A 21,436-nucleotide genomic window follows, 5' to 3' on the forward strand; every position below is an offset into this window, starting at 1 on the left:
TCATGACAGCACTCGACCTCAGCAGCCCCGTGGCAGTCGTCGGCAGCGGCACCATGGGCCAGGGCATCGCCCAGGTGGCGCTGGTCGCGGGCCACCCCGTACGGCTGTACGACGCCGTCCCCGGGCGCGCCGAGGAGGCCGCCGCCGCGATCGGTGCCCGGCTCGACCGGCTCGTCGAGAAGGAACGGCTGAGCGGCGCCGACCGGGACGCGGCACGCGCCCGTCTGCTGCCCGCCCGGACCCTTGCCGAGCTCGCCGACGCCACCCTGGTCGTCGAGGCCGTCCTGGAGCGCCTGGACGTCAAGCAGCACCTGCTGCGCGAGCTGGAGGACGTCGTCAGCGAGGACTGTCTGCTGGCCACCAACACGTCCTCCCTGTCGGTGACCGCCATCGGAGGCGGCCTGCGCACCCCCGGCCGCTTCGTGGGCCTGCACTTCTTCAACCCCGCCCCGCTGCTGCCGCTGGTCGAGGTGGTCTCCGGCTTCGCCACCGACGTCGGCTCGGCCACGCGCGCGTACGAGACGGCCCGCGCCTGGGGCAAGACGCCGGTGGCCTCCGCCGACACCCCCGGATTCATCGTCAACCGCATCGCCCGGCCCTTCTACGCCGAGAGCTTCGCCGTCTACGAGGCCCACGGCGCCGACCCCGCCACCATCGACGCCGTGCTGCGCGAGAGCGGCGGGTTCCGGATGGGCGCCTTCGAGCTGACCGACCTCATCGGGCAGGACGTCAACGAGTCCGTGACGCAGTCCGTGTGGCAGTCCTTCTTCCAGGACGTGCGCTTCACGCCCTCGCTCGCCCAGCGCCGCCTGGTCGAGTCCGGCCGGCTCGGCCGCAAGTCCGGACAGGGCTGGTACGACTACCGGGAGGGCGCCGAACGCCCCGAACCGCACACCGCCGAGGCCGCCCCGCCGCCCGCGTACGTCGTCGCGGAGGGGGACCTGGGTCCCGCTTCCGAACTGCCGGCGCTGATCCGTGAGGCGGGCATCCTCGTGCGCGAGGAGGACGAGGACAGCGGCGCGTGTCTGGTGCTGCCGAGCGGCGGCCGGCTCGTCCTCGCCGACGGTCAGACCTCCGTGGAGTTCCGGGACGTCGTCCACTTCGACCTTGCCCTGGACTACCGCAAGGCCACCCGCGTGGCCCTGTCCGCCTCCAAGGACACCTCCTCGCAGACCCTCGCGGAGGCCGTCGGCCTCTTCCAGGCGCTCGGCAAGGACGTCAGCGTCATCGGGGACGTGCCCGGCATGATCGTCGCCCGCACGGTCGCAAGGATCGTCGACCTCGCGTACGACGCGGTCGCCAAGGGCGTCGCCACCGAGGAGGACATCGACACCGCGATGCGCCTCGGTGTCAACTACCCCCTCGGCCCCTTCGAGTGGAGCCGCCGGCTCGGCCGGGTCTGGGCCCACGACCTGCTGGAGGAGCTGCACCTGCGCGAGCCGTCGGGCCGCTACGCGCCCTCCTTGGCGCTCTACCGCCACGGACACTCCACCGACAAGCGGGAGGGCACCCCATGACCACGGCCAAGCGCGACACGTACACCCCGGAGACTCTGCTGTCGGTCGCCGTCCGGGTCTTCAACGAGCGCGGCTACGACGGCACCTCCATGGAGCACCTGTCCAAGGCGGCCGGCATCTCCAAGTCGTCGATCTACCACCACGTCACGGGCAAGGAGGAGCTGTTGCGCCGGGCGGTGAGCCGGGCGCTGGACGGGCTCTTCGGGATCCTCGACGAGGAGCACGCGCGCGGGGGGCCCGCGTCCGCGCGGCTGGAGTACGTCGTCCGGCGTATGGTCGAGGTGCTCATCGCCGAACTGCCGTACGTGACGCTGCTGCTGCGGGTGCGGGGCAACACGGGCACCGAGCGGTGGGCGCTGGAGCGGCGCCGGGACTTCGACCACCGGGTCGCCGAGCTGCTGAAGGCCGCCGCCGCGGAGGGCGACGTGCGCGGCGACGTGGAGGTGCGGCTGGCCACCCGGCTGGTCTTCGGCATGATCAACTCGATCGTCGAGTGGTACCGGCCCGACGGGCGTGGCATGGGGGAGCGCGAAGTGGCCGACGCGGTCACGCAGTTGGTGTTCGAGGGGCTGCGCCGGGCGCGCTGAACGCCGTCTCCGGCCGTCACCCCGGCGGCTCAGCCCTGGGGCTCCAGGTCCTCCTCCTCGAACACCAGCAGCGTGCGCGTGCTGAGGACCTCGGGGATCGCCTGGAGCCGGGTCAGCACCACCTCGCGCAGCGCCCGGTTGTCGGAGGTGTGCACCAGCAGCAGCACATCGAAATCGCCCCCGACGAGGGCGATGTGAGAGGCGCCGGGCAGCTGTCTGAGCTGTTCGCGCACCGTGCGCCAGGAGTTCTGGACGATCTGCAAGGTGATGTACGCCGAGGTGCCGTGCCCCGCCCGTTCGTGGTTGACGCGGGCTCCGAAGCCGCGGATGACGCCGTCCTCGAGGAGCCGGTTGATCCGCGCGTAGGCGTTGGCCCGCGAGACGTGGACCCGCTCGGCCACGGAGCGTATCGACGCGCGGCCGTCCGCCTGGAGCATCCGCAGGATGTCCTCGTCGATCGCGTCGAGGGGACGGGGCGGCGGCGGGGCGGCGGGCTCCGTCCCTTCGGCCATTTGTTCAGATGCCATGTCCCCCCGCCTCTCTACCATGGACGTAATGCGTCCATCTCAGGTTGTGGAGAACCGTTTGTCCACAGCCCTGGGGCGCCTGTAGCCAAAATGTGCCGTCGACCGAACAATCGGTAGGTGAGGCGCATCACAGACGCGCGCCTCCCCGAAGCCGCTCCCACGAGGAGGTGCCGTCATGACGGTCATGGAGCAGCGTGGCGCGTATCGGCCGTCGCCACCGCCCGCCTGGCAGCCCCGCACCGACCCCACGCCGCTGCTGCCCGACGCGGCTCCGTACCGCGTGCTCGGCACCGAGGCCGCCGCCAAGGCCGACCCCGAGCTGCTGCGCCGGCTGTACGCACAGCTGGTGCGCGGCCGCCGGTACAACGCGCAGGCGACCGCCCTCACCAAGCAGGGCCGTCTCGCCGTCTACCCCTCCAGCACCGGCCAGGAGGCCTGCGAGGTCGCCGCCGCGCTGGTCCTGGAGGAGCGCGACTGGCTCTTCCCCAGCTACCGCGACACCCTCGCCGCCGTCGTCCGCGGGGTGGACCCCGTCGACGCGCTCACCCTGCTGCGCGGCGACTGGCACACCGGCTACGACCCGCACGCCCACCGCGTCGCCCCCCTGTGCACCCCGCTCGCCACCCAGTTGCCGCACGCCGTCGGGCTCGCTCATGCCGCCCGCCTCAAGGGCGACGACGTGGTCGCGCTCGCGATCGTCGGGGACGGCGGCACCAGCGAGGGCGACTTCCACGAGGCACTGAACTTCGCCGCCGTCTGGCGCGCACCGGTCGTCTTCCTGGTCCAGAACAACGGCTTCGCGATCTCCGTCCCGCTCGCCAAGCAGACCGCCGCCCCCTCCCTGGCCCACAAGGCCGTCGGGTACGGGATGCCCGGCCGCCTGGTCGACGGGAACGACGCCGCCGCGGTCCACGAGGTGCTCGCCGACGCCGTGCGGCACGCGCGCGCGGGTGGCGGTCCGACGCTCGTCGAGGCGGTGACGTACCGCCTGGAGGCGCACACGAACGCCGACGACGACAAGCGCTACCGCGCGGACTCCGAGCTCGACGCCTGGCGCGACCACGACCCGATCACGCTCCTGGAGCGGGAGCTGACCGAGCGTGGCTGGCTCGACGAGGCCGGTGTGCACGCCGCGCGCGAGGACGCCGAGACGCTCGCCGCCGACATGCGCGCCCGGCTGAACCAGGACCCCGGGCTCGACCCCATGGACCTGTTCGCCCACGTCTACGCCGAGCCGACCCCGCAGCTGCGTGAGCAGCAGGCCCTGCTGCGGGCCGAGCTGGAGGCGGGCCAGGAGGAGGAGCTGTCATGACCACGGTTGCCGTGAAGCCCGCGACCATGGCCCAGGCCCTCACCCGCGCGCTGCGCGACTCCATGGCCGCCGACCCGTCCGTGCACGTCCTGGGCGAGGACGTCGGCACCCTCGGGGGCGTCTTCCGCGTCACCGACGGGCTCGCCAAGGAGTTCGGCGAGGACCGCTGCACGGACACCCCGCTCGCCGAGGCGGGCATCCTGGGCACGGCCGTCGGCATGGCGATGTACGGGCTCAGGCCGGTCGTCGAGATGCAGTTCGACGCGTTCGCCTACCCCTCGTTCGAACAGCTCGTCAGCCATGTGGCGCGGATGCGCAACCGCACGCGCGGGGCCATGCCCCTGCCGATCACCATCCGCGTCCCCTACGGCGGCGGCATCGGCGGCGTCGAGCACCACAGCGACTCGTCCGAGGCGTACTACGTGGCGACCCCGGGCCTCCATGTCGTGACGCCCGCGACCGTCGCCGACGCCTACGGTCTGCTGCGCGCCGCCATCGCCTCCGACGACCCGGTCGTCTTCCTGGAACCCAAGCGTCTGTACTGGTCGAAGGACGCCTGGAACCCGGAGGAGCCGGCGACCGTTGAACCCATCGGCCGCGCGGTGGTGCGGCGCTCCGGCCGGAGCGCCACGCTCATCACGTACGGCCCGTCGGTACCTGTCTGCCTCGAAGCCGCCGAGGCGGCCCGGGCCGAGGGATGGGACCTCGAAGTCGTCGACCTGCGCTCGCTGGTGCCGTTCGACGACGAGACGGTCGCGGCCTCGGTGCGACGGACCGGGCGGGCGGTCGTCGTCCACGAGTCGGGCGGGTTCGGCGGACCGGGCGGCGAGATCGCGGCCCGGGTCACGGAACGCTGCTTCCACCATCTGGAGGCGCCGGTGCTGCGCGTGGCCGGATTCGACATCCCCTACCCGCCGCCGATGCTGGAGAGGCACCATCTTCCTGGCGTCGACCGCATCCTGGACGCCGTGGCGCGTCTGCAATGGGAGGCCGAGAGCTGATGGCACAGGTGCTGGAGTTCAAGCTCCCCGACCTCGGAGAAGGACTCACCGAGGCGGAGATCGTGCGCTGGCTGGTGCAGGTCGGCGACGTCGTCGTCGTGGACCAGCCGGTCGTCGAGGTGGAGACGGCCAAGGCGATGGTCGAGGTCCCCTGCCCCTACGGCGGCGTGGTCACGGCCCGTTTCGGTGAGGAGGGCGCCGAACTCCCGGTGGGGGCGCCGCTGCTGACCGTGGCGGTGGGCGCGGAGGCCTCCGGCACGGGCGGCGAGGGCGCGGACCACGGTTCCGGGGCGGCCGTGGAGATCGCTCCCGGTGCGGCGAACGGCTCGGCCCCGGGGGCGGGGCCCGGCTCCCCTTCGGGCTCCGGCGGTTCCGGTACGGTCTCGGCCAACGGCTCCGGCGCACGCTCCGGTGGCGGCTCCGGCAACGTCCTCGTCGGCTACGGCACCGGTGCGCCTCCGGCGCGGCGCCGAAGGGTGCGTCCGCAGGTCCCGATAGCTCCCCAGCGGGCCGCGGCGGCCCTGGACACCCAGGCCGCCGCCCCGGCACCACAAGCCCCGGACGACGACCGCGTCAGCGGTGACAGCGGCCGCGGCGAGGGCCCCCTGCCGGTGATCTCGCCGCTCGTGCGGCGGCTCGCCCGCGAGAACGGGCTGGACCTGCGGGAACTGACGGGCTCCGGCCCCGACGGGCTGATCCTGCGCGCGGACGTGGAGTACGCGCTGCGGGCCGCCGCCGCCCAGGGCCGCCTCGCCCCGGCGCAGACCGGTCCGCAGACCCGGGTGACGCCCGCACCGGCCGCGCCGGTCGCGGTCCCCGCTTCGGCGGACACCGTCCGGACGGCCGAACCGACCACCTCGGGCCTCACCTCCGGCACCCGCGTGCCGCTCAAGGGCGTCCGGGGCGCCGTCGCCGACAAGCTCTCCCGCAGCCGGCGGGAGATCCCGGATGCGACCTGCTGGGTCGACGCCGACGCCACCGAGCTGATGCGGGCGCGCACCGCGATGAACGCGTCCGGCGGTCCCAAGATCTCCCTGCTCGCGCTGCTGGCCCGGATCTGCACCGCCGCCCTCGCCCGTTTCCCCGAGCTGAACTCCACCGTGGACACGGCGGCCCGGGAGATCGTCCGGCTGGACCAGGTGCACCTGGGCTTCGCCGCGCAGACCGAGCGGGGACTGGTCGTCCCGGTCGTCCGGGACGCGCACACCCGGGACGCCGAGGGCCTGACCGCGGAGTTCGCCCGGCTGACCGAGGCGGGCCGGGCTGGGCGGCTCACCCCCGCGGATCTGACCGGCGGCACCTTCACGCTGAACAACTACGGAGTGTTCGGCGTCGACGGCTCCACACCGATCATCAACCACCCCGAGGCGGCCATGCTCGGCGTCGGCCGGATCATCCCCAAGCCCTGGGTGCACGAGGGCGAGTTGGCGGTGCGCCAGGTCGTCCAGCTCTCGCTCACCTTCGACCACCGGGTGTGCGACGGTGGCACGGCGGGCGGTTTCCTGCGCTATGTCGCCGACTGCGTGGAACAGCCGGCGGTACTGCTGCGCACGTTGTGATCGGGCGGTCCGCCCGCGTTCCCTGAGACGGCCGGCGGACCCCATACTCAGGGGGTGAGCGAGAAGCAGCGCACCGCGTCCGGTGACCCCGGCTACGACGCCGTGGTGCTCGCCGGCGGTGCCGCCCGGCGGCTCGGCGGGGCCGACAAACCCGGCGTGCGCGTGGGCGGCCGCTCGCTGCTGGACCGGGTGCTCGCCGCCTGCGCCGACGCCCGGACCACCGTCGTCGTCGCCGACCCCAGACCCACGGCACGCCCGGTGGCCTGGGCACGTGAGCACCCGCCGGGCGGTGGACCACTGGCCGCCCTCGCGGCCGGTCTGCCGTCAGCAGGCACCGGCCGGGTGGTGGTCCTCTCCGCGGACCTGCCCTTCCTCGGCGCGCCCACGGTCAAGGGGCTGCTCGCCGAGCTGGACGCGGGCACCGGCGACGGCGTGCTGCTCACCGACCCCGACGGCCGCGACCAGCCGCTCGTGGCCGCCTATCGCGCGGAGCGCCTGCGCGCCACGCTCGCACACCTCGGAGCCCGGCACGGCGGGCTCACCGGTCTGCCGCTGCGGCTCCTCACCGCCGAACTCCGCCTCACCCGCGTCCTCGACCCCGTCGCGTCCTTCGACTGCGACACCTGGGACGACATCGCCACTGCCAGATCACGCATCAGGGAGCATGGGCTCGTGTTGGACGAATGGATCTCCGCAGTCAAGGACGAACTGGGCATCGACATCGACGTCGACACCGGTGTCCTGCTCGATCTCGCCCGCGACGCGGCCCACGGGGTGGCACGCCCCGCGGCACCGCTGACGACCTTCCTCGTCGGTTACGCCGCGGCACGCGCCGGCGGCGGACCCGAAGCCGTCGCCGAGGCCTCCCGCAAGGCCGCCGCGCTGGCGCTGCGGTGGGCGGAGGAGGACGGCTCCGGCGGGGACGGCGGGCCCTCCACCGAGTCCCGCCCGGACGCCGGATGACCGGCCCCGGACTCCAGGACGGCGAGGCCGTCGGGGGCAGGGGCATCGCGGACCGGGACGTCGAGGAGGCGCTGGCGCTCGTGAAGGAGGACCGGGACAAGGCCCGTCACCGGGGCGACGCACCTGACCGTGCCGACGCCCCTCGACGCGAGGACACCGGCGGCCCTGGCGCCGCCTCGCGCCGGGACAGCGCTCCTCACCGGGACAGCGCTTCCGCCCGGGACAGCGCCTCCGCCCGGGACGCCCGCGCGCCGCACCCTCAGGACCGCACCTCCGAACCGGGCGCCCCTCACCAGGCCCCCTCCGAGTCTTCCCGGTCCGGCGGCCGTCAGGACCGTCATCACCAGGCCACACCCTGGCCCGAGGCCCGCGAGATCGCCACGCGGGCCGCCAGGAACGGCCGGCGCGGTGCGCCCGTCACGCTCCCCCTCGACGCCGCGCTCGGCCTCGGCCTGGCCGCTCCGCTCACCGCCCTCACCGACCTCCCGTCCTTCGACACCTCGGCCATGGACGGCTGGGCGGTCGCCGGACCAGGACCCTGGATGGTCCAGGAGGAGGGCGTCCTCGCGGGCCACGCCGCACCCGAGCGCCTCGGCGACGGCGAGGCCGTCCGGATCGCGACCGGCGCCCGGGTCCCGCCCGACACCACCGCCGTGCTGCGCAGCGAGCACGGCCGCACGGACGACCGGGGAAGGCTGCACGCCACCCGTGACCTCGGGCACGGTCAGGACATCCGCCCGCGGGCCCAGGAGTGCCGCAGCGGCGACCAGTTGCTGCCCCCCGGCACCCTTGTGACCCCCGCCGTGCTGGGCCTCGCCGCGGCGGCCGGGTACGACACCCTCACCGCCGTCCCCCGTCCGCGCGCCGACGTCTTCGTCCTCGGCGACGAACTGCTCACCGAGGGCCTCCCGCACGACGGCCTCATCCGCGACGCCCTGGGTCCCATGCTGCCGTCCTGGTTGAAGGCGATCGGGGCGGACGTCACGTCCGTGCGCAGGATCGGCGACGACGCCGACGCCCTGTACGAGGCGATCACGGCCAGCGAGGCCGACCTCGTCGTCACCACCGGCGGCACCGCCTCCGGCCCCGTCGACCACGTCCAACCCACGCTGCGCCGCAGCGGCGCGGAACTCCTCGTCAACGGCGTCAAGGTGCGACCGGGCCACCCGATGCTGCTGGCCCGCACCAAGGAGAACCAGCACCTCGTCGGCCTGCCCGGCAACCCCCTGGCAGCGGTCTCGGGGCTGCTCACCCTCGCCGAACCCCTGCTGCGCACGCTCGCGGCCCGGCCGGCGCGGGAGCCGTACGCGCTGCCCCTGCGGGACACGGTGCAGGGGCATCCGTACGACACACGGCTCGTGCCCGTGGTCCTGCGCGCCGAGCGCGCGGTGCCGCTGCACTACAACGGCCCCGCGATGCTGCGTGGCGTGGCCGTTGCCGACGCCCTCGCGGTCGTACCGCCCGGCGGCGCACGGCCCGGTCAGGCGGTGGAGATCCTTCAGCTGCCGTGGGCCACGGACGCCCCTGGCGGGCGTTTCACGTGAAACATGGGCGGAAGGCCCGTCAGGCGACGGTGACCGGGCGGCTGACCGTGATGACCCGGTCCCCCGCCCGCAGCTCCGTCCGCCATCCGTCGGTGTAGCCCAGCATCTTCCGGTCCCGTACGACCGCCACCACCAGATCGGCGCACTCGCGGGGAGTCCGACCCACCTCGGCCGGGGTGACCGGCCGTTCGATGAGGTCCATGCCGCTGCCGAGGGTCATGAGGTCCTCCAGCGTCCGGGCCACGGCGGGGCTGGCGGTGAACGTGCCGAGCAGGCGGCCGGCCGAACTGGAGCTGGTCACGACGGTGTCGGCGCCGCTCTGCTTGAGCAGCGGCACGTTCTCGTCCTCGCGGACCGCCGCGACGATCGTGGCGTGCTTGTTCAGCTGGCGCGCGGTGAGAGTGATCAGGGTGGCCGTCTCGTCGCGCTGCGGGGCGATGATCACGCGGGTGGCGCGGTGGATCTCCGCCTTGAGCAGGGTCTCCGAGCGGGTGGCGTCGCCGGTCACCGCGACCAGCCCGTCGTCGCCGGCCGCGTCGGCCGTCTTGCGCTGGGCGTCGACGACGACGATCCGCTCCTTGCCGATGCCCTGGCCGACCAGGGTCTCCACGGCGTGTCGGCCCTTGGTCCCGTACCCGACGACCACCACGTGGTCGCGGGTGCGGGCGCGCCAGCGGTGGATGCGGACCTGCTGGCGGGTGCGCTCGGTGAGCACCTCCAGCGTGGTGCCGACCAGGATGATCAGGAAGAGCACCCGCAGCGGTGTGATGACGAAGATGTTGGTGAGCCGGGCGGTCTCGCTGACCGGCGTGATGTCGCCGTAGCCGGTGGTGGAGAGCGTGACGGTGGCGTAGTAAGCGGCGTCGAGGAGGTCCACGGAGCCGTCGGAGTTGTCGTTGTACCCCGCGCGGTCGAGGTAGACGATCAGGACCGTGAGGGCCAGCACCAGTATGGCCACGAACAGGCGCTTGAGGACCTGCTGGAGCGGGGGCACCACGTTCAGCACGGGCATGGTGATGGACCGGCCGGCCTCGGCGTCGGCGCGGGCCTCCTTGCGCGAGCGGCTCCACAGGGACCGCAGCAGTGCGGACCTCGCGCCCCGCGTGGTCGGCTGCTCGTCGTCCCTCATGGCTTGCCCCCTGCGGCTCCGTCCGGCTGTCGGGTCCATCGTTCCGCACCGCGCCTGCTGCGGACGTCGTGCCCCCCGCCCCGACACGCCGACCGGGGTGGGCGCGTGTCCGGCCGCTGGGTAGCGTCGGACCCGACGTCCGAGCCGTACCCGCTCGGCTGCCCGCAATTCCCGCTGGAGGTCCTCCTTGCGCGAGCACACCGTCGTCGTCGGCTTCGGCACGAAGGGCCGGGCGGCGATCCAGGCCGTCTGCGCCACGGGGCTGAACAAGGACCGGGTCGTGGTGATCGACCCCAGCGCCAAGGCCGTCGACGCCGCGACGGCCCAGGGCTACGACGCCGTGCTCGGGGACGCGACCCGAAGTGACGTGCTGAAGCGGGCCGAGGTGCAGCGGGCGCGGCAGATCATCATCGCCACCCAGCGGGACGACACGGCCGTGCTGGTGGCGTTGACGGCCCGCCAGCTCAACCAGGCCGCGACGATCGTGGTCGCGGTGCGCGAGGAGGAGAACGCGCCGCTGCTGCGGCAGTCCGGTGCCGACGAGGTCATCACCAGCGCGGGTGCCGCCGGGCGGCTGCTCGGGCTGTCCGTGCTCAGTCCCACCGCGGGGCTGGTCATGGAGGACCTGATCCGGCAGGGCAGCGGGCTGGACGTGGTCGACCGGCCGGTGACCCGGGCGGAGGTGGGCAGGAGCCCGCGCGAGACCGAGGATCTGGTGATCAGCGTGGTGCGCGGGCACCGGGTGCTGCACTACGACGACCCGGCCGTCCGGACGCTGGAGCTGACCGACCGTGTGATCACCATCGTGCCCCGGCCCACCTCCGACAAGCCGCGCGGTGCCGCCCCCGAGGCGGCGTTGCGCAGCGCCGCCCCCGAGATGCCCCGGACCACCGGCCAGGAGAGGCCCCGGACCTCGGCGTCCGACCGGCCCCGGCCCTCCGCCGCATCCGACAGGACACGGACCGCGGCACCGGACAGGCCCCGGACGGAGGGCCCGAAGACCCCCCGCACCGCCGCCCCCCAGAAGCCACGCCCCGCGGGGACGGAGAAGCCGGGGACGGAGAAGCCAGGGACCCCTGGGCCGGAGACACCGCACGACGCGGACAGGGAAAGCCCGTAGCGGTTACGGAATCCTCTGCCCGCGGAGTCCTGGCTACTTGCGGTTGTACAGCCGCATCGTGATCGGTCCGAAGACCAGGATGAACAGGCCCGTCCAGCCCAGCGTCCAGGCGACCTCGTCGGCGGGCCAGTCGCCGCCCATCAGGCCCCGCACCGCGGACGCCAGGTGGGTGACCGGGCTGTTATTGACGAAGGCCTGGAGCCAGCCCGGCATCGTCCGCGGGTCGACGAAGACGTTGGACAGGAAGGTCAGCGGGAAGATCACCATCATGCTGACGCCCATCACCGACTTCTCGGTCCGCAGCATCAGCCCGAACATCGTCCAGATCCACGAGAACGCGAACGAGAAGACCACCAGCAGCGCGATCCCGGCGAGCACCCCGCCGACGCCGCCGTCCGGCCGGTAGCCGAGGATCATGCCGACCGTCAGCATCACCACGGACGCGATGGAGTAGCGCAGCGCGTCGCCGAGCAGATAGCCGACCATGGTCGCCGGCCGCCAGATCGGCAGGCTGCGGAACCGGTCGAAGACGCCCTTCTCGATGTCCGTGTTGACCGAGACGCCCGTGTACATCGTGATCATCACGACCGACATCACGAGGATGCCCGGCAGCAGGAACTGGATGTACTCCTTCGGCGAACCGGCCAGCGCCCCGCCGAACAGGTACGTGTACATCAGCACCATCATGATCGGGAAGGCGGTGACGTCGAAGAGCTGCTCCGGTACGTGCTTGATCTTCAGGATCGACCGCCAGCCGAAGGTCAGTGACGCCGACAGGGCGCTCGGCCGGGGTGGCCGCTCCTTGGCCACCAGCAGGGCGGCCAGCGACTCGGTGCTGACGGGGGCGAGTTCCTTGGTCTCGGTGCTGGTCGCGGTGCTCATGCGGCTGCCCCGTCCTTCGCGTCGTGTCCGTCGTGGGCCTGCGGCGCGTCGTGCGCCTGGGTGTCGTGTCCGGTGAGGGCGAGGAAGACCTCGTCCAGGCTCGGCTGGCCGAGGGAGAAGTTGTCGACCACGACACCGGCGCGGGCCAGTTCGGCGAGCGCCGCGGCGGCCTGCTCGGCGGCGCCCCGGCCGTCCGCGCCCTCGGCTCCGACGCGCGCGGTCAGCGCCACCGGGTCCGGCTCCAGCTGGACGTCCGCCCTGAGCACCTGCCGCAGCACCCGCGAGGCCTCCGGCCGCTGCTCCGCCTCGCGCAGCCGTAGATGCACGGAGCCGGCACCGACGGACGCCTTCAGCTCGCCCTTGGTGCCCTCGGCGATGACCTTGCCCCGGTCGATGACGGCGATCCGGGAGGCCAGCTGGTCGGCCTCGTCCAGGTACTGCGTGGTCAGCAGCACCGTCGTGCCCTGGGCGACGACCGCGCGCACGATGTCCCACACCTGGTTGCGGCTGCGCGGGTCGAGGCCCGTGGTCGGCTCGTCCAGGAACAGCAGGTCGGGCGTGTTCAGGATGGACGCGGCGATGTCGATGCGGCGCCGCATGCCGCCGGAGTAGTTCTTGACCTGCTTCGCGGCCGCCTCGGCAAGTCCGAACGCCTCCAGCAGCTGGGCGGCGCGCTCCCGCGCGGCCTTCTTCGGGTGACCGAGGAGGCGACCGAGCAGCACGAGGTTCTCGGTGCCGGTCAGGTCCTCGTCCACGGACGCGTACTGCCCGGTCAGACTGACCCGGCCGCGTACCTCGTCCGCCTCGCGGACGACGTCGTGGCCGAAGACATGGGCCTCGCCGCCGTCCGGCCGCAGCAGGGTGGCGAGCATCTTCACGGTGGTGGTCTTCCCGGCGCCGTTGGGACCGAGGACGCCGTACACCGTTCCGGTGGGAACGGCCAGGTCGACGCCGTCGACGGCCCTCGTGTCGCCGAACGTCTTCACCAGGCCCGCGGTCTCGATGGCCAGACCGGGCGTCTGCTGGCTCATGGTGTGTTGTCCTTCCCCGTACTTGGGTAACGCATGAGGAGACCTTTACCGTCGCGCAAACTCATCGGTCGCGCAGGGATTTGTCGGCGAACCGGACCGACGGCGGTGTCGGCCCGGCCCGAAGACGGAGGAGTAGCGTCCCCCTCATGCATGCGATCACGATTCCCGAACCTGGTGGGCCCGAGGCGCTGGTGTGGGACGAGGTCCCGGATCCGGTCGCCCAGGAGGGCGAGGTGCTGGTCGAGGTGGTGGCCGGCGCCGTCAACCGTGCCGACGTCCTGCAACGTCAGGGCCACTACAACCCGCCGGCCGGCGCGTCCCCCTATCCGGGCCTTGAGTGCTCCGGCCGGATCGTCGCGCTCGGCGCCGGCGTCTCCGGCTGGGCCGTCGGAGACGAGGTGTGCGCGCTGCTCTCCGGCGGTGGGTACGCCGAGAAGGTCGCCGTTCCGGCCGGTCAGCTGCTGCCCGTGCCCGCCGGCCTCGACGTCCGGCAGGCGGCGGCACTGCCCGAGGTGACCTGCACGGTCTGGTCGAACGTCTTCATGGTGTCCCACCTGCGCCCCGGGGAGACCCTCCTCGTGCACGGCGGCTCCAGCGGCATCGGCACCATGGCGATCCAGCTCGCCAAGGCCGCCGGCGTCAAGGTCGCCGTGACGGCGGGCACCAAGGAGAAGCTGGAGCGCTGCGCCGAGCTGGGCGCCGACATCCTGATCAACTACCGCGAACAGGACTTCGTCGAGGAGATCCGGCAGGCCACGGCGGGCGAGGGTGCCGACGTCATCCTCGACAACATGGGCGCCAAGTACCTCGACCGCAACGTCCAGGCACTGGCCGTCAACGGCCGGCTGGCCATCATCGGCATGCAGGGCGGCGTCAAGGCCGAGCTGAACATCGGTGCGCTGCTCGCCAAGCGCGCCGCGATCAGCGCGACCTCGCTGCGGGCCCGCCCGCTCGGTGAGAAGGCGGCCATCGTGGCGGCCGTCCGCGAGCACGTCTGGCCGCTGCTCGCATCCGGCCAGGTCCGCCCGGTCGTCGACCGCGAGCTGCCGATGCGGGAGGCCCCCGAAGCCCACCGCCTGCTGGAGGAGAGCGGTCACATCGGCAAGATCCTGCTGGTCACGGCGTGACGAACGGCCCCGAGCCGCAGCCTCGGGGCCTTCGCGCCGCGCCCTTGCGGGGCCCTCGCGCCGCACACCGTCGAGACCGTCGCGCCTCACCCCCGCACCCGGCGCACCCGCAGCGCCACGAAGGCGATGCCCAGGCCCAGGCCGATGAGTACCAGTCCGCTGCCCAGCGGCAGGATCCGCAGCACCGGTCCGGATGGGTCGGCGTCCGGTACGGCCTGCACGTCCTCGTCCGTCCCGGGTTCGGACGCCGACGGGGACGCGGACCCCTTGTCGGCGGTGCCGCTCCGGCTCGGGGGCGCGGTCTCCGTCCCGGGCTCCTCGGGCCGTCCCGGGCGCAGCCGCCCCTCCCCGGCCCTGCTGCCGGCCCAGCTCGGGGCCACGGAGCCGGAAGCAGAGGGGGACGGGGCGGCGGACGGTTCGTCCCTGTCGTACGAGGACCCGGCCGTTCCGTACGAGGCCACGGGGCCGCACGCGAGCAGCACCGTGCTCAGCGCCACCACCGACACCGCTGCCGCCGCCCGCCTCGCGCGCCGTCCTGGAGTCACGTCGGTGACCCCCTCCCGCAAACAGATCGCCACAATCGACGGCACAAGCCTCACATCACCCTAGGAACCCGGCATTCCGGGCGCCGCCGAGCGGACGTAACGAAGGGGCGTCATCTGTGGATCACCCTGCGAGGGGGGCCGCCTCGGTGATGAGGTGGACGGGTGCGAGAGAATGACGGCATGGAGATGCCGAGGAACGAACGGTCGTCGGAGAACGCCCAGAAGATCCTGGTCGTGGGCCAGGACGGCATGGCACTCGGCGGCGGCGGGGACGACGACTCCCATGAGACTCCGTTGACCGAGCAGGTCGAGCAGCCGGCCAAGGTGATGCGGATCGGCAGCATGATCAAGCAGCTGCTCGAGGAGGTGCGCGCGGCTCCTCTGGACGAGGCCAGCCGGGTCCGGCTCAAGGAGATCCACGCCAGCTCGGTGAAGGAGCTGGAGGACGGCCTGGCGCCGGAGCTCGTGGAGGAGCTGGAGCGGCTCTCCCTGCCGTTCACCGACGAGGGAACGCCCAGCGACGCCGAACTGCGGATCGCGCAGGCCCAGCTGGTCGGCTGGCTGGAGGGCCTGTTCCACGGGATCCAGACCACGCTGTTCGCCCAGCAGATGGCGGCGCGCGCCCAGTTGGAGCAGATGCGGCGCGCGCTGCCGCCCGGCATCGGCCAGGAAGGCGACGACCCCCGGACGGTCGGCCGCTCGGGCGGCCCGTACCTCTAGGCGCCGCACCCCGCAGGACACCGCAAAAAGGGCCCGGCATCCGCCGGGCCCTTCCTCTTTTCCCGCTCCTGCGTCTCTTGCGTCTCCACCGTCGTCCGGTGGCGACACCGTCGTCCGGTGGCGACGGCTCAGGACGGCGGGTACCCCGTCGAGACCTCCAGCAGGATCTCCGGCATGTCCTCCGGGTCCACGTCCGTCCCCGCGGACGGGAACTGGTTCATGACGGCGTCCTTGCCGTAGGTGTTCTCGTCGACCTCTTTGGTCTTCAGCTGCCAGCCCGCGGCCTGGAGGCACTCCCTGACCGAGGTGAGGTTCTTGAACTGGAAGTTCGGAATCCGGATCTTCTCGGGGTCGTTGTACGCCTCCTCCGGTTCCGAGCACTCCTCCTTCTCGATCGTCTTCGACGGGTCCGGCCCCCGGTAGCCCGGGACCTCGGTCGACGACGCCGAGGAGCTGGTCCGGCCGCCGCCGCCCCCGCCACCCTTGTCGTCCTTGTCGCCGCCGTTCAGCGCGAGGGCCGTGACCAGGCCGCCGACCGCGAGCGCGGCGACGACGACCGAAGCGATGATCACCGACTTGTTGCTCCGGCCGCCGCCCGTGGGCGTCTGCGACTGCGGCGTGAGGTTGTACGGCGGCGGCGTGCTCGACGTCGGCTGCGGCCCGTACGCGGCGTGCGGCGTCGGGTAGCCGCCCTGCTGCGGGTAGCCGTACGCGGGCGAGGGCGCCGGGTTGGGCGTCGGAGTGCCGTACGGATGGGGCGTCGGGTGGGGCTGGTACGGGGTCTGCACGCTGCCGTGCGGCGGCGCCCCGGTCGTCTGGTCGACCGGCGGGAACACCGCGGAGCCGACGCCCGCGCCGCTCTGCGTCGGTGCGCCCGGCACGATGCTCGGCGGGGCCGCCTGGAAGGACGCCGCCACCCGCAGGCACTCGTCGCGCATGGCCTCGGCCGTCGGGAAGCGCTCGTTCGGGTTCTTCTTCAGCGCGCGGGCGATCAGCGCGTCCACGGCCGGGGGCAGCGCGCGGTTGATCGAGGACGCGGCGGCGGGTTCCTCCTGCACATGCGCGTACGCGATGGCGAGAGGTGAGTCGGCGTCGAACGGCAGCCGTCCGGTGACCAGTTGGAAGAGCATGATGCCGACCGAGTACAGGTCGGAGCGGGCGTCGACGCCGCGGCCGAGCGCCTGCTCCGGCGAGAGGTACTGCGGGGTGCCGACGACCATGCCGGTCTGCGTCATCGACGTGACGCCGGACTGCATGGCGCGGGCGATGCCGAAGTCCATGACCTTGACCACACCGCGCTTGGTCACCATGACGTTGCCCGGCTTGATGTCCCGGTGGACCAGGCCCATCTCGTGGCTGATCTCCAGCGCGGCGAGCACGTCGGCGGTGACCTTCAGCGCCTTGTCCGCGGGCATCGCCCCGGCCCGCCGCACGTCCTCGTCGAGCACGGAGCCGAGCGGACGGCCCTCGACGTACTCCATGACGATGTAGGGCGTCGTCAGACCGTCGAGGTCGTCCTCGCCGGTGTCGAAGACCGAGACGATGTTGGTGTGCGTGAGCTTGGCCACGGCCTGCGCCTCGCGGCGGAAGCGTTCGCGGAACGCCTGCTCGCGGCCCAGCTCGGTGTGCAGGGTCTTGATCGCGACCTGACGGTCCAGCACGGCGTCGTAAGCGAGGTGCACCGAGGCCATGCCGCCCTGGCCGAGCAAGTCACGCAGCTGATACCGGCCACCGGCGAGTGCCCGCCCCGTGTACCGGCCCTGTGCGCCGTCCTGGCTCATGTTCCGTATCCCCCGTGGGCCTTGAGGCGCCGTTGATCGAAAGTGCTATTCCCGGCCAAGTCTGCCCCAGGGCACCGACACGTCAAGCTCGGTGCCCGTTCCGTGACCGTACGCGAAAGAAGCGTCGCGGAAGCGTTACAGCGGCCGTACCGCCGGTACACAGGATTTGCACGACGCGACGGCACGAGGGTTTCATGACCGGTTCGACGGCCCGTCCGTCCTGGACCGGTCCCTGTATCCATCTCGGACCGGCGGCTTGCGCGAAGGCTGTAGCGTGGCCGACGGAGACCGTAACAACACCGCGCGCACCGCGGGCAGAAACGACGGCGAGGACCGATGGCACAGCAGCAGCGCGCTCAGGGCCCGTCCGACCCCGAGGCGACTGGCGGCGGAATGTCAGATGCGCCGGAGATGTGGGGTAACGGCGGACTTGTCGGGGACGGCCGGTACCGGCTGACCGGCAGACTCGGCCGGGGCGGCATGGCCGAGGTGTTCGCGGCCGAGGACGTGCGCCTCGGGCGCACCGTGGCGGTCAAACTGCTGCGCGCGGACCTCGCCGAGGACCCGGTGTCCAAGGCCCGCTTCACGCGTGAGGCACAGTCGGTGGCCGGCCTCAACCACCACGCCATCGTCGCCGTGTACGACTCCGGCGAGGACTTCGTGGGCGGCCAGTCGGTGCCGTACATCGTGATGGAGCTGGTCGAGGGCCGCACCATCCGCGATCTGCTGCACAACGCCGAGGCCCCCGGCCCGGAGCAGGCGCTGATCATCGTGTCCGGCGTCCTGGAGGCGCTCGCCTACTCGCACCAGCACGGCATCGTGCACCGCGACATCAAGCCGGCGAACGTCATCATCACGAACAACGGCGCCGTGAAGGTCATGGACTTCGGCATCGCCCGCGCCCTGCACGGCGCGTCCACGACGATGACGCAGACCGGCATGGTCATGGGCACCCCGCAGTACCTCTCCCCGGAGCAGGCGCTCGGCAAGGCCGTCGACCACCGCTCCGACCTGTACGCGACGGGCTGCCTGCTGTACGAACTCCTCGCGCTGCGCCCGCCGTTCGTCGGTGAGACCCCGCTGTCGGTGGTCTACCAGCACGTCCAGGACATCCCGAACCCGCCGTCCGGGATCCACGAGGGCTGCCCTCCGGAGCTGGACGGCCTGGTCATGCGCTCGCTCGCGAAGGAGCCCGACGACCGTTTCCAGACCGCCGAGGAGATGCGCGGGCTGGTCCAGTACGGCCTGCAGATGCTCTACGACCAGGGTCCCCACACGGGCACCTGGAACACCGGCCCGGTCACCGGGCACGACTCCGGGAAGACCCCGGCGATGGGCATGGCGGGCACCGCCGTGCTGCCGCACTCGGCCGAGGGCACCGCGCAGATCCCGCAGCCGATGATCCCCGGCAACGGCGGCCGTGACGACGGCGGTTTCGAGGGCCAGGGCAACCGGGGCAGCGGCCGCGGCAAGCTGTGGATCCTCGCGGTGCTCGCGGTGATCGCGATCTCGGCCGGGGTCGCGCTCGCGCTGAACAACGGCGGTGGCGAACAGGGCGGTACGGGCACGAAGCCGACGCCGACCAGCTCGCAGACCGACGACAAGGAGACGTCGAACGAGACGCCCAGCGACAAGGCGAGCGACGAGTCCACGGACACGTCCACCGAGGACGAGGGCGACAACTCGGGCTCCGGATGGGGCGAGAACCCGCCGTCGTACACCCCGTCGTACACCCCCTCCGACACTCCGACCGACGAGCCGACGGACCCCGGGACGACCGACCCGGAGCCGACGGCCACGGAGCCCTCGGACCCGGAGCCCTCGGACCCGGAGCCCTCGGAACCGCAGGAGCCGACGGAGGAGCCCACGGGCGGCACGATCGAGGGCCTCACCGAGGGCACCACGGGCGGCTGATCCACCGGCCTTCCCCCACCGAAGACCCCACCACGCGCGCGTGCGGCCCGACCGGGCCCACGCGCGCGGCCGTTGCCGAGGCCGGCGGCGCCGCCTCCCGGCTCAGTCCACGAACGCCCCGCACACCGCCTCGTACTGCCGTGTCCACCACACGGCCAGCGCGGACGCCGCCGGGAACTGGGGATCGGCACGGGTGTCGCCGCGCTCGTAGTGCCAGCGGAGCATCCAGAAGTCGTTCAGCCGCTCCCACCACACCCGGTGCACCGCCGCGGCGAGCTCCGAGGGCGTGGCGCCGGCCGTGCGCAGGTACGCGCGCGCGTACGCCCGTACCTTCGGCAGGTCGAGGGTGCCGCCGGGCCGTACGAAGAAGATCGCGGCGGCGCGTACGGCCTCCTCGGCGCGGGGCTGGACCCCGAGCCGGTCCCAGTCGACGATCGCGGCCGGCGCGTCCCCCCGGTAGAGCAGGTTGAACGGGTGGAAGTCGCCGTGCACCCAGCCCACCGAGCCCCCGCGCGGGGGACGCCGGTCGGCGTGCCGCTCCAGCAGCGCGCGCCGCTCCAGGAGCCGGTGCCGGGCCAGCTCGTCGAAGGAGTCGGCGGGACGGTGCCGGCGCACGCGCGCGAGGAGGTCGTCGATGAGGTCGAACGTCTTCGCGGGGTCGGCGCTCTCCACGGGATGCGGACTGGTCGCCGGGGCGGTGCGCCCCTTCGGCGGCATCACGCGCTCCAGCGTCGCGTGGACCGCGCCCAGCAGGGCTCCGAGGCGGGCGCACTGCCCGGTGCTGAGCTGCCCGCCGTGCCGGTGCCGCCCGTCGATCCACGGGTGCAGGGCGTACGCGTGGCCGCCCACCACCGCGACCGTGCGCCCGTCGCGCCCGGCCAGCGGCGGGGCCACCGGGACGCCCAGGTCCGCCAGCCGCTGGGTGGCCCGGTGCCGGCGTTCGATGGCGGCCGGGTCGGCGGTGTCGGGGTCGAAGTGGTGCTTGAGGAAGTAGCGGCCGCGGGTGGTGCAGAGCCGGTAGCCCCGGTTGAGCAGGCCCTGGTCGACGGGGTCGCAGGCGACGGCGGAACCGGCGGCGTACTGGCGCAGCAGGGCGCCCAGCGGGGGCGCGTGGGGTGCGGGGGGTGGTACACAAGGGCGCGGCACGCGGCAGATGCTAGGGCACGATTCAGGCGCGTGAGCTGGGCGTTGTCACAGGAAGTCGTCGGCGGTCGCTTTCGGTCACAAGTGGGGCGACAAAGGCGGCCACTGTTTCCCGGCCTGCATGCGCGCGACGTATGCCGCGGCCTGGGAACGCCTCTGCATTCCGAGTTTGGCGAGCAGGCTCGACACGTAGTTCTTGATCGTCTTTTCGGCGAGGTGCAGTTGCCCGCCGATCTGCCGGTTGGTGAGTCCCTCGCCGATCAGTTCGAGAATGCGGCGCTCCTGGGCGGTGAGCCGTGTCAGCCGCTCGTCGTCCTCGGTAGCGCTCCCGCCGTCGCGCAGCCGCTCCCGCACCCGGGCCGTCGCCACGGGGTCCAGCAGGGACTTCCCGGCCGCCACCGCCCGCACGGCCGACAGCAGCTCGTCGCCGCGCACGGCCTTCAGCAGATACCCGGACGCGCCCGCCACGACCGCCGCGAAGAGGGCCTCGTCGTCGGCGAAGGACGTCAGCATCAGGCACCCGACCGTGTCGTCCCGGGAGCGGATCTCGCGGCACACCTCGACGCCGCTGCCGTCGGGCAGGCGTACGTCCAGCACCGCGACGTCCGGCCGGGTGGCCGGGATCCGCACCAGCGCGTCGGCGGCCGTGCCGGCCTCGCCCACCACCTCGATGTCGCCCTCGACCGAGAGGAGCTCGTGCACGCCACGCCGGACGACCTCGTGGTCGTCGAGCAGAAATACCCGTATTTTTCGGTTTTCGCGCACGAGGTCAGTCTCACATACAGCTCTTCCCGAGAGCTGGGTGAGCGGGATAACGTGCCGGTGTTCCGGCCCCCTGCAAGGCTGTGACCAGGGCCCCCTCCCCGGCTTTTCGATTTACTTGGATTTCCAAGCAAAAACGCAGGTCAAGAGGGGTTTCACAGAAATGTGGAGCACTGGGTAACGTGACTGTTGCAGGGCGCTCGCCGGGGCACCTGTCACGCCTGTTCCGGCCGAGCGGCACCCACCCCGTGCACGGGAACGGAACAGGTGAG

18 protein-coding genes and 1 pseudogene are annotated in these 21,436 nt (G+C 72.6%); 11 read left to right on the top strand and 8 right to left on the bottom strand.

Features of this window, described 5'->3' with window-relative positions:
• Positions 1-2 precede the first annotated feature (2 nt).
• Complete coding sequence (locus tag ACZ7LV_RS30165) at positions 3-1,517, top strand: 3-hydroxyacyl-CoA dehydrogenase (protein WP_471943915.1); 1,515 nt, start codon at positions 3-5, stop codon at positions 1,515-1,517.
• Positions 1,514-2,104: a TetR/AcrR family transcriptional regulator gene (locus ACZ7LV_RS30170; protein ID WP_471943917.1), complete on the top strand. Its 591-nt coding sequence runs from the start codon at positions 1,514-1,516 to the stop codon at positions 2,102-2,104. The genes ACZ7LV_RS30165 and ACZ7LV_RS30170 overlap by 4 nt, the downstream gene beginning before the upstream one ends.
• Before the next feature lie 29 nt (positions 2,105-2,133).
• Here the strand turns inward: ACZ7LV_RS30170 and ACZ7LV_RS30175 are convergent, their stop codons facing one another.
• Positions 2,134-2,631, bottom strand: coding sequence for an Lrp/AsnC family transcriptional regulator (locus ACZ7LV_RS30175; protein ID WP_401675193.1), 498 nt, complete (start codon positions 2,629-2,631; stop codon positions 2,134-2,136).
• Positions 2,632-2,806: 175 nt separating this feature from the next.
• Between ACZ7LV_RS30175 and pdhA the strand changes: the two genes are divergently transcribed.
• Genes pdhA through ACZ7LV_RS30200 form a run of 5 tightly spaced genes read left to right on the top strand, consistent with a single transcriptional unit; the run spans position 2,807 to position 9,010 of the window.
• On the top strand, positions 2,807-3,943 hold the full coding sequence (pdhA, locus tag ACZ7LV_RS30180; RefSeq protein WP_401675195.1) for a pyruvate dehydrogenase (acetyl-transferring) E1 component subunit alpha: 1,137 nt from the start codon (positions 2,807-2,809) through the stop codon (positions 3,941-3,943).
• Positions 3,940-4,944 carry an alpha-ketoacid dehydrogenase subunit beta gene (locus ACZ7LV_RS30185; protein WP_401675198.1) on the top strand — a complete coding sequence of 335 codons (1,005 nt, stop codon included), beginning with the start codon at positions 3,940-3,942 and terminating at the stop codon, positions 4,942-4,944. The genes pdhA and ACZ7LV_RS30185 overlap by 4 nt, the downstream gene beginning before the upstream one ends.
• Entirely contained in the window at positions 4,944-6,503 is a 1,560-nt protein-coding gene (locus ACZ7LV_RS30190; RefSeq protein ID WP_471943919.1) for a dihydrolipoamide acetyltransferase family protein, read from the top strand. The genes ACZ7LV_RS30185 and ACZ7LV_RS30190 overlap by 1 nt, the downstream gene beginning before the upstream one ends.
• Positions 6,504-6,557: 54 nt before the next feature.
• Positions 6,558-7,466, top strand: coding sequence for an NTP transferase domain-containing protein (locus ACZ7LV_RS30195; protein ID WP_471943921.1), 909 nt, complete (start codon positions 6,558-6,560; stop codon positions 7,464-7,466).
• Complete coding sequence (locus ACZ7LV_RS30200; RefSeq protein WP_471943922.1) at positions 7,463-9,010, top strand: molybdopterin molybdotransferase MoeA; 1,548 nt, start codon at positions 7,463-7,465, stop codon at positions 9,008-9,010. The genes ACZ7LV_RS30195 and ACZ7LV_RS30200 overlap by 4 nt, the downstream gene beginning before the upstream one ends.
• Positions 9,011-9,029: 19 nt before the next feature.
• Here ACZ7LV_RS30200 and ACZ7LV_RS30205 read toward each other — a convergent pair whose 3' ends face one another.
• A complete protein-coding gene (locus tag ACZ7LV_RS30205) occupies positions 9,030-10,139 on the bottom strand; it encodes a potassium channel family protein (protein ID WP_471943924.1) in 1,110 nt (369 codons plus the stop codon).
• Positions 10,140-10,284: 145 nt separating this feature from the next.
• On the opposite strand from ACZ7LV_RS30205, the pseudogene ACZ7LV_RS30210 reads away from it, so the two are divergent.
• A pseudogene (locus ACZ7LV_RS30210) lies at positions 10,285-10,947 on the top strand (potassium channel family protein); the annotation flags it as partial.
• 345 nt (positions 10,948-11,292) lie between these two features.
• Here the strand turns inward: ACZ7LV_RS30210 and ACZ7LV_RS30215 are convergent.
• Positions 11,293-12,141 (bottom strand): ABC transporter permease, encoded by an 849-nt coding sequence (locus tag ACZ7LV_RS30215; protein WP_471943926.1) that lies wholly within the window; start codon positions 12,139-12,141, stop codon positions 11,293-11,295.
• Entirely contained in the window at positions 12,138-13,172 is a 1,035-nt protein-coding gene (locus ACZ7LV_RS30220) for an ATP-binding cassette domain-containing protein (RefSeq protein WP_471943928.1), read from the bottom strand. Before ACZ7LV_RS30220 ends, ACZ7LV_RS30215 begins: the two co-directional genes overlap by 4 nt.
• A 146-nt stretch (positions 13,173-13,318) precedes the next feature.
• On the opposite strand from ACZ7LV_RS30220, the gene ACZ7LV_RS30225 reads away from it, so the two are divergent.
• A complete protein-coding gene (locus ACZ7LV_RS30225; protein ID WP_471943930.1) occupies positions 13,319-14,299 on the top strand; it encodes an NAD(P)H-quinone oxidoreductase in 981 nt (326 codons plus the stop codon).
• 86 nt (positions 14,300-14,385) lie between these two features.
• Here ACZ7LV_RS30225 and ACZ7LV_RS30230 read toward each other — a convergent pair whose 3' ends face one another.
• A complete protein-coding gene (locus tag ACZ7LV_RS30230) occupies positions 14,386-14,844 on the bottom strand; it encodes a hypothetical protein (RefSeq protein ID WP_471943932.1) in 459 nt (152 codons plus the stop codon).
• A gap of 180 nt (positions 14,845-15,024) precedes the next feature.
• On the opposite strand from ACZ7LV_RS30230, the gene ACZ7LV_RS30235 reads away from it, so the two are divergent.
• On the top strand, positions 15,025-15,564 hold the full coding sequence (locus tag ACZ7LV_RS30235) for a bacterial proteasome activator family protein (RefSeq protein ID WP_401675222.1): 540 nt from the start codon (positions 15,025-15,027) through the stop codon (positions 15,562-15,564).
• A gap of 128 nt (positions 15,565-15,692) precedes the next feature.
• Here ACZ7LV_RS30235 and ACZ7LV_RS30240 read toward each other — a convergent pair whose 3' ends face one another.
• Complete coding sequence (locus ACZ7LV_RS30240; RefSeq protein WP_471943933.1) at positions 15,693-17,345, bottom strand: Stk1 family PASTA domain-containing Ser/Thr kinase; 1,653 nt, start codon at positions 17,343-17,345, stop codon at positions 15,693-15,695.
• Between the two features lie 336 nt (positions 17,346-17,681).
• Here ACZ7LV_RS30240 and ACZ7LV_RS30245 point away from each other — a divergent pair, with 336 nt between their 5' ends.
• Complete coding sequence (locus ACZ7LV_RS30245) at positions 17,682-19,259, top strand: protein kinase domain-containing protein (protein ID WP_471943935.1); 1,578 nt, start codon at positions 17,682-17,684, stop codon at positions 19,257-19,259.
• A gap of 102 nt (positions 19,260-19,361) precedes the next feature.
• On the opposite strand, the gene ACZ7LV_RS30250 is transcribed toward ACZ7LV_RS30245, so the two are convergent.
• Positions 19,362-20,405, bottom strand: coding sequence for a phosphotransferase (locus ACZ7LV_RS30250; RefSeq protein ID WP_471943937.1), 1,044 nt, complete (start codon positions 20,403-20,405; stop codon positions 19,362-19,364).
• Positions 20,406-20,480: 75 nt separating this feature from the next.
• Positions 20,481-21,167 (bottom strand): response regulator, encoded by a 687-nt coding sequence (locus ACZ7LV_RS30255; RefSeq protein WP_471943939.1) that lies wholly within the window; start codon positions 21,165-21,167, stop codon positions 20,481-20,483.
• Between the last annotated feature and the right edge of the window lie 269 nt (positions 21,168-21,436).

This window comes from Streptomyces sp. NPDC107562 (assembly GCF_055657325.1).

Coding starts and splice junctions, on each gene's coding strand:
- ACZ7LV_RS30205 (WP_471943924.1), bottom strand. CDS start 10,139: ATGAGGGACGACGAGCAGCCGACCACGCGGGGCGCGAGGTCCGCACTG.
- ACZ7LV_RS30200 (WP_471943922.1), top strand. CDS start 7,463: ATGACCGGCCCCGGACTCCAGGACGGCGAGGCCGTCGGGGGCAGGGGC.
- pdhA (WP_401675195.1), top strand. CDS start 2,807: ATGACGGTCATGGAGCAGCGTGGCGCGTATCGGCCGTCGCCACCGCCC.
- ACZ7LV_RS30185 (WP_401675198.1), top strand. CDS start 3,940: ATGACCACGGTTGCCGTGAAGCCCGCGACCATGGCCCAGGCCCTCACC.
- ACZ7LV_RS30235 (WP_401675222.1), top strand. CDS start 15,025: ATGGAGATGCCGAGGAACGAACGGTCGTCGGAGAACGCCCAGAAGATC.
- ACZ7LV_RS30175 (WP_401675193.1), bottom strand. CDS start 2,631: ATGGCATCTGAACAAATGGCCGAAGGGACGGAGCCCGCCGCCCCGCCG.
- ACZ7LV_RS30190 (WP_471943919.1), top strand. CDS start 4,944: ATGGCACAGGTGCTGGAGTTCAAGCTCCCCGACCTCGGAGAAGGACTC.
- ACZ7LV_RS30215 (WP_471943926.1), bottom strand. CDS start 12,141: ATGAGCACCGCGACCAGCACCGAGACCAAGGAACTCGCCCCCGTCAGC.
- ACZ7LV_RS30170 (WP_471943917.1), top strand. CDS start 1,514: ATGACCACGGCCAAGCGCGACACGTACACCCCGGAGACTCTGCTGTCG.
- ACZ7LV_RS30165 (WP_471943915.1), top strand. CDS start 3: ATGACAGCACTCGACCTCAGCAGCCCCGTGGCAGTCGTCGGCAGCGGC.
- ACZ7LV_RS30240 (WP_471943933.1), bottom strand. CDS start 17,345: ATGAGCCAGGACGGCGCACAGGGCCGGTACACGGGGCGGGCACTCGCC.
- ACZ7LV_RS30220 (WP_471943928.1), bottom strand. CDS start 13,172: ATGAGCCAGCAGACGCCCGGTCTGGCCATCGAGACCGCGGGCCTGGTG.
- ACZ7LV_RS30225 (WP_471943930.1), top strand. CDS start 13,319: ATGCATGCGATCACGATTCCCGAACCTGGTGGGCCCGAGGCGCTGGTG.
- ACZ7LV_RS30245 (WP_471943935.1), top strand. CDS start 17,682: ATGGCACAGCAGCAGCGCGCTCAGGGCCCGTCCGACCCCGAGGCGACT.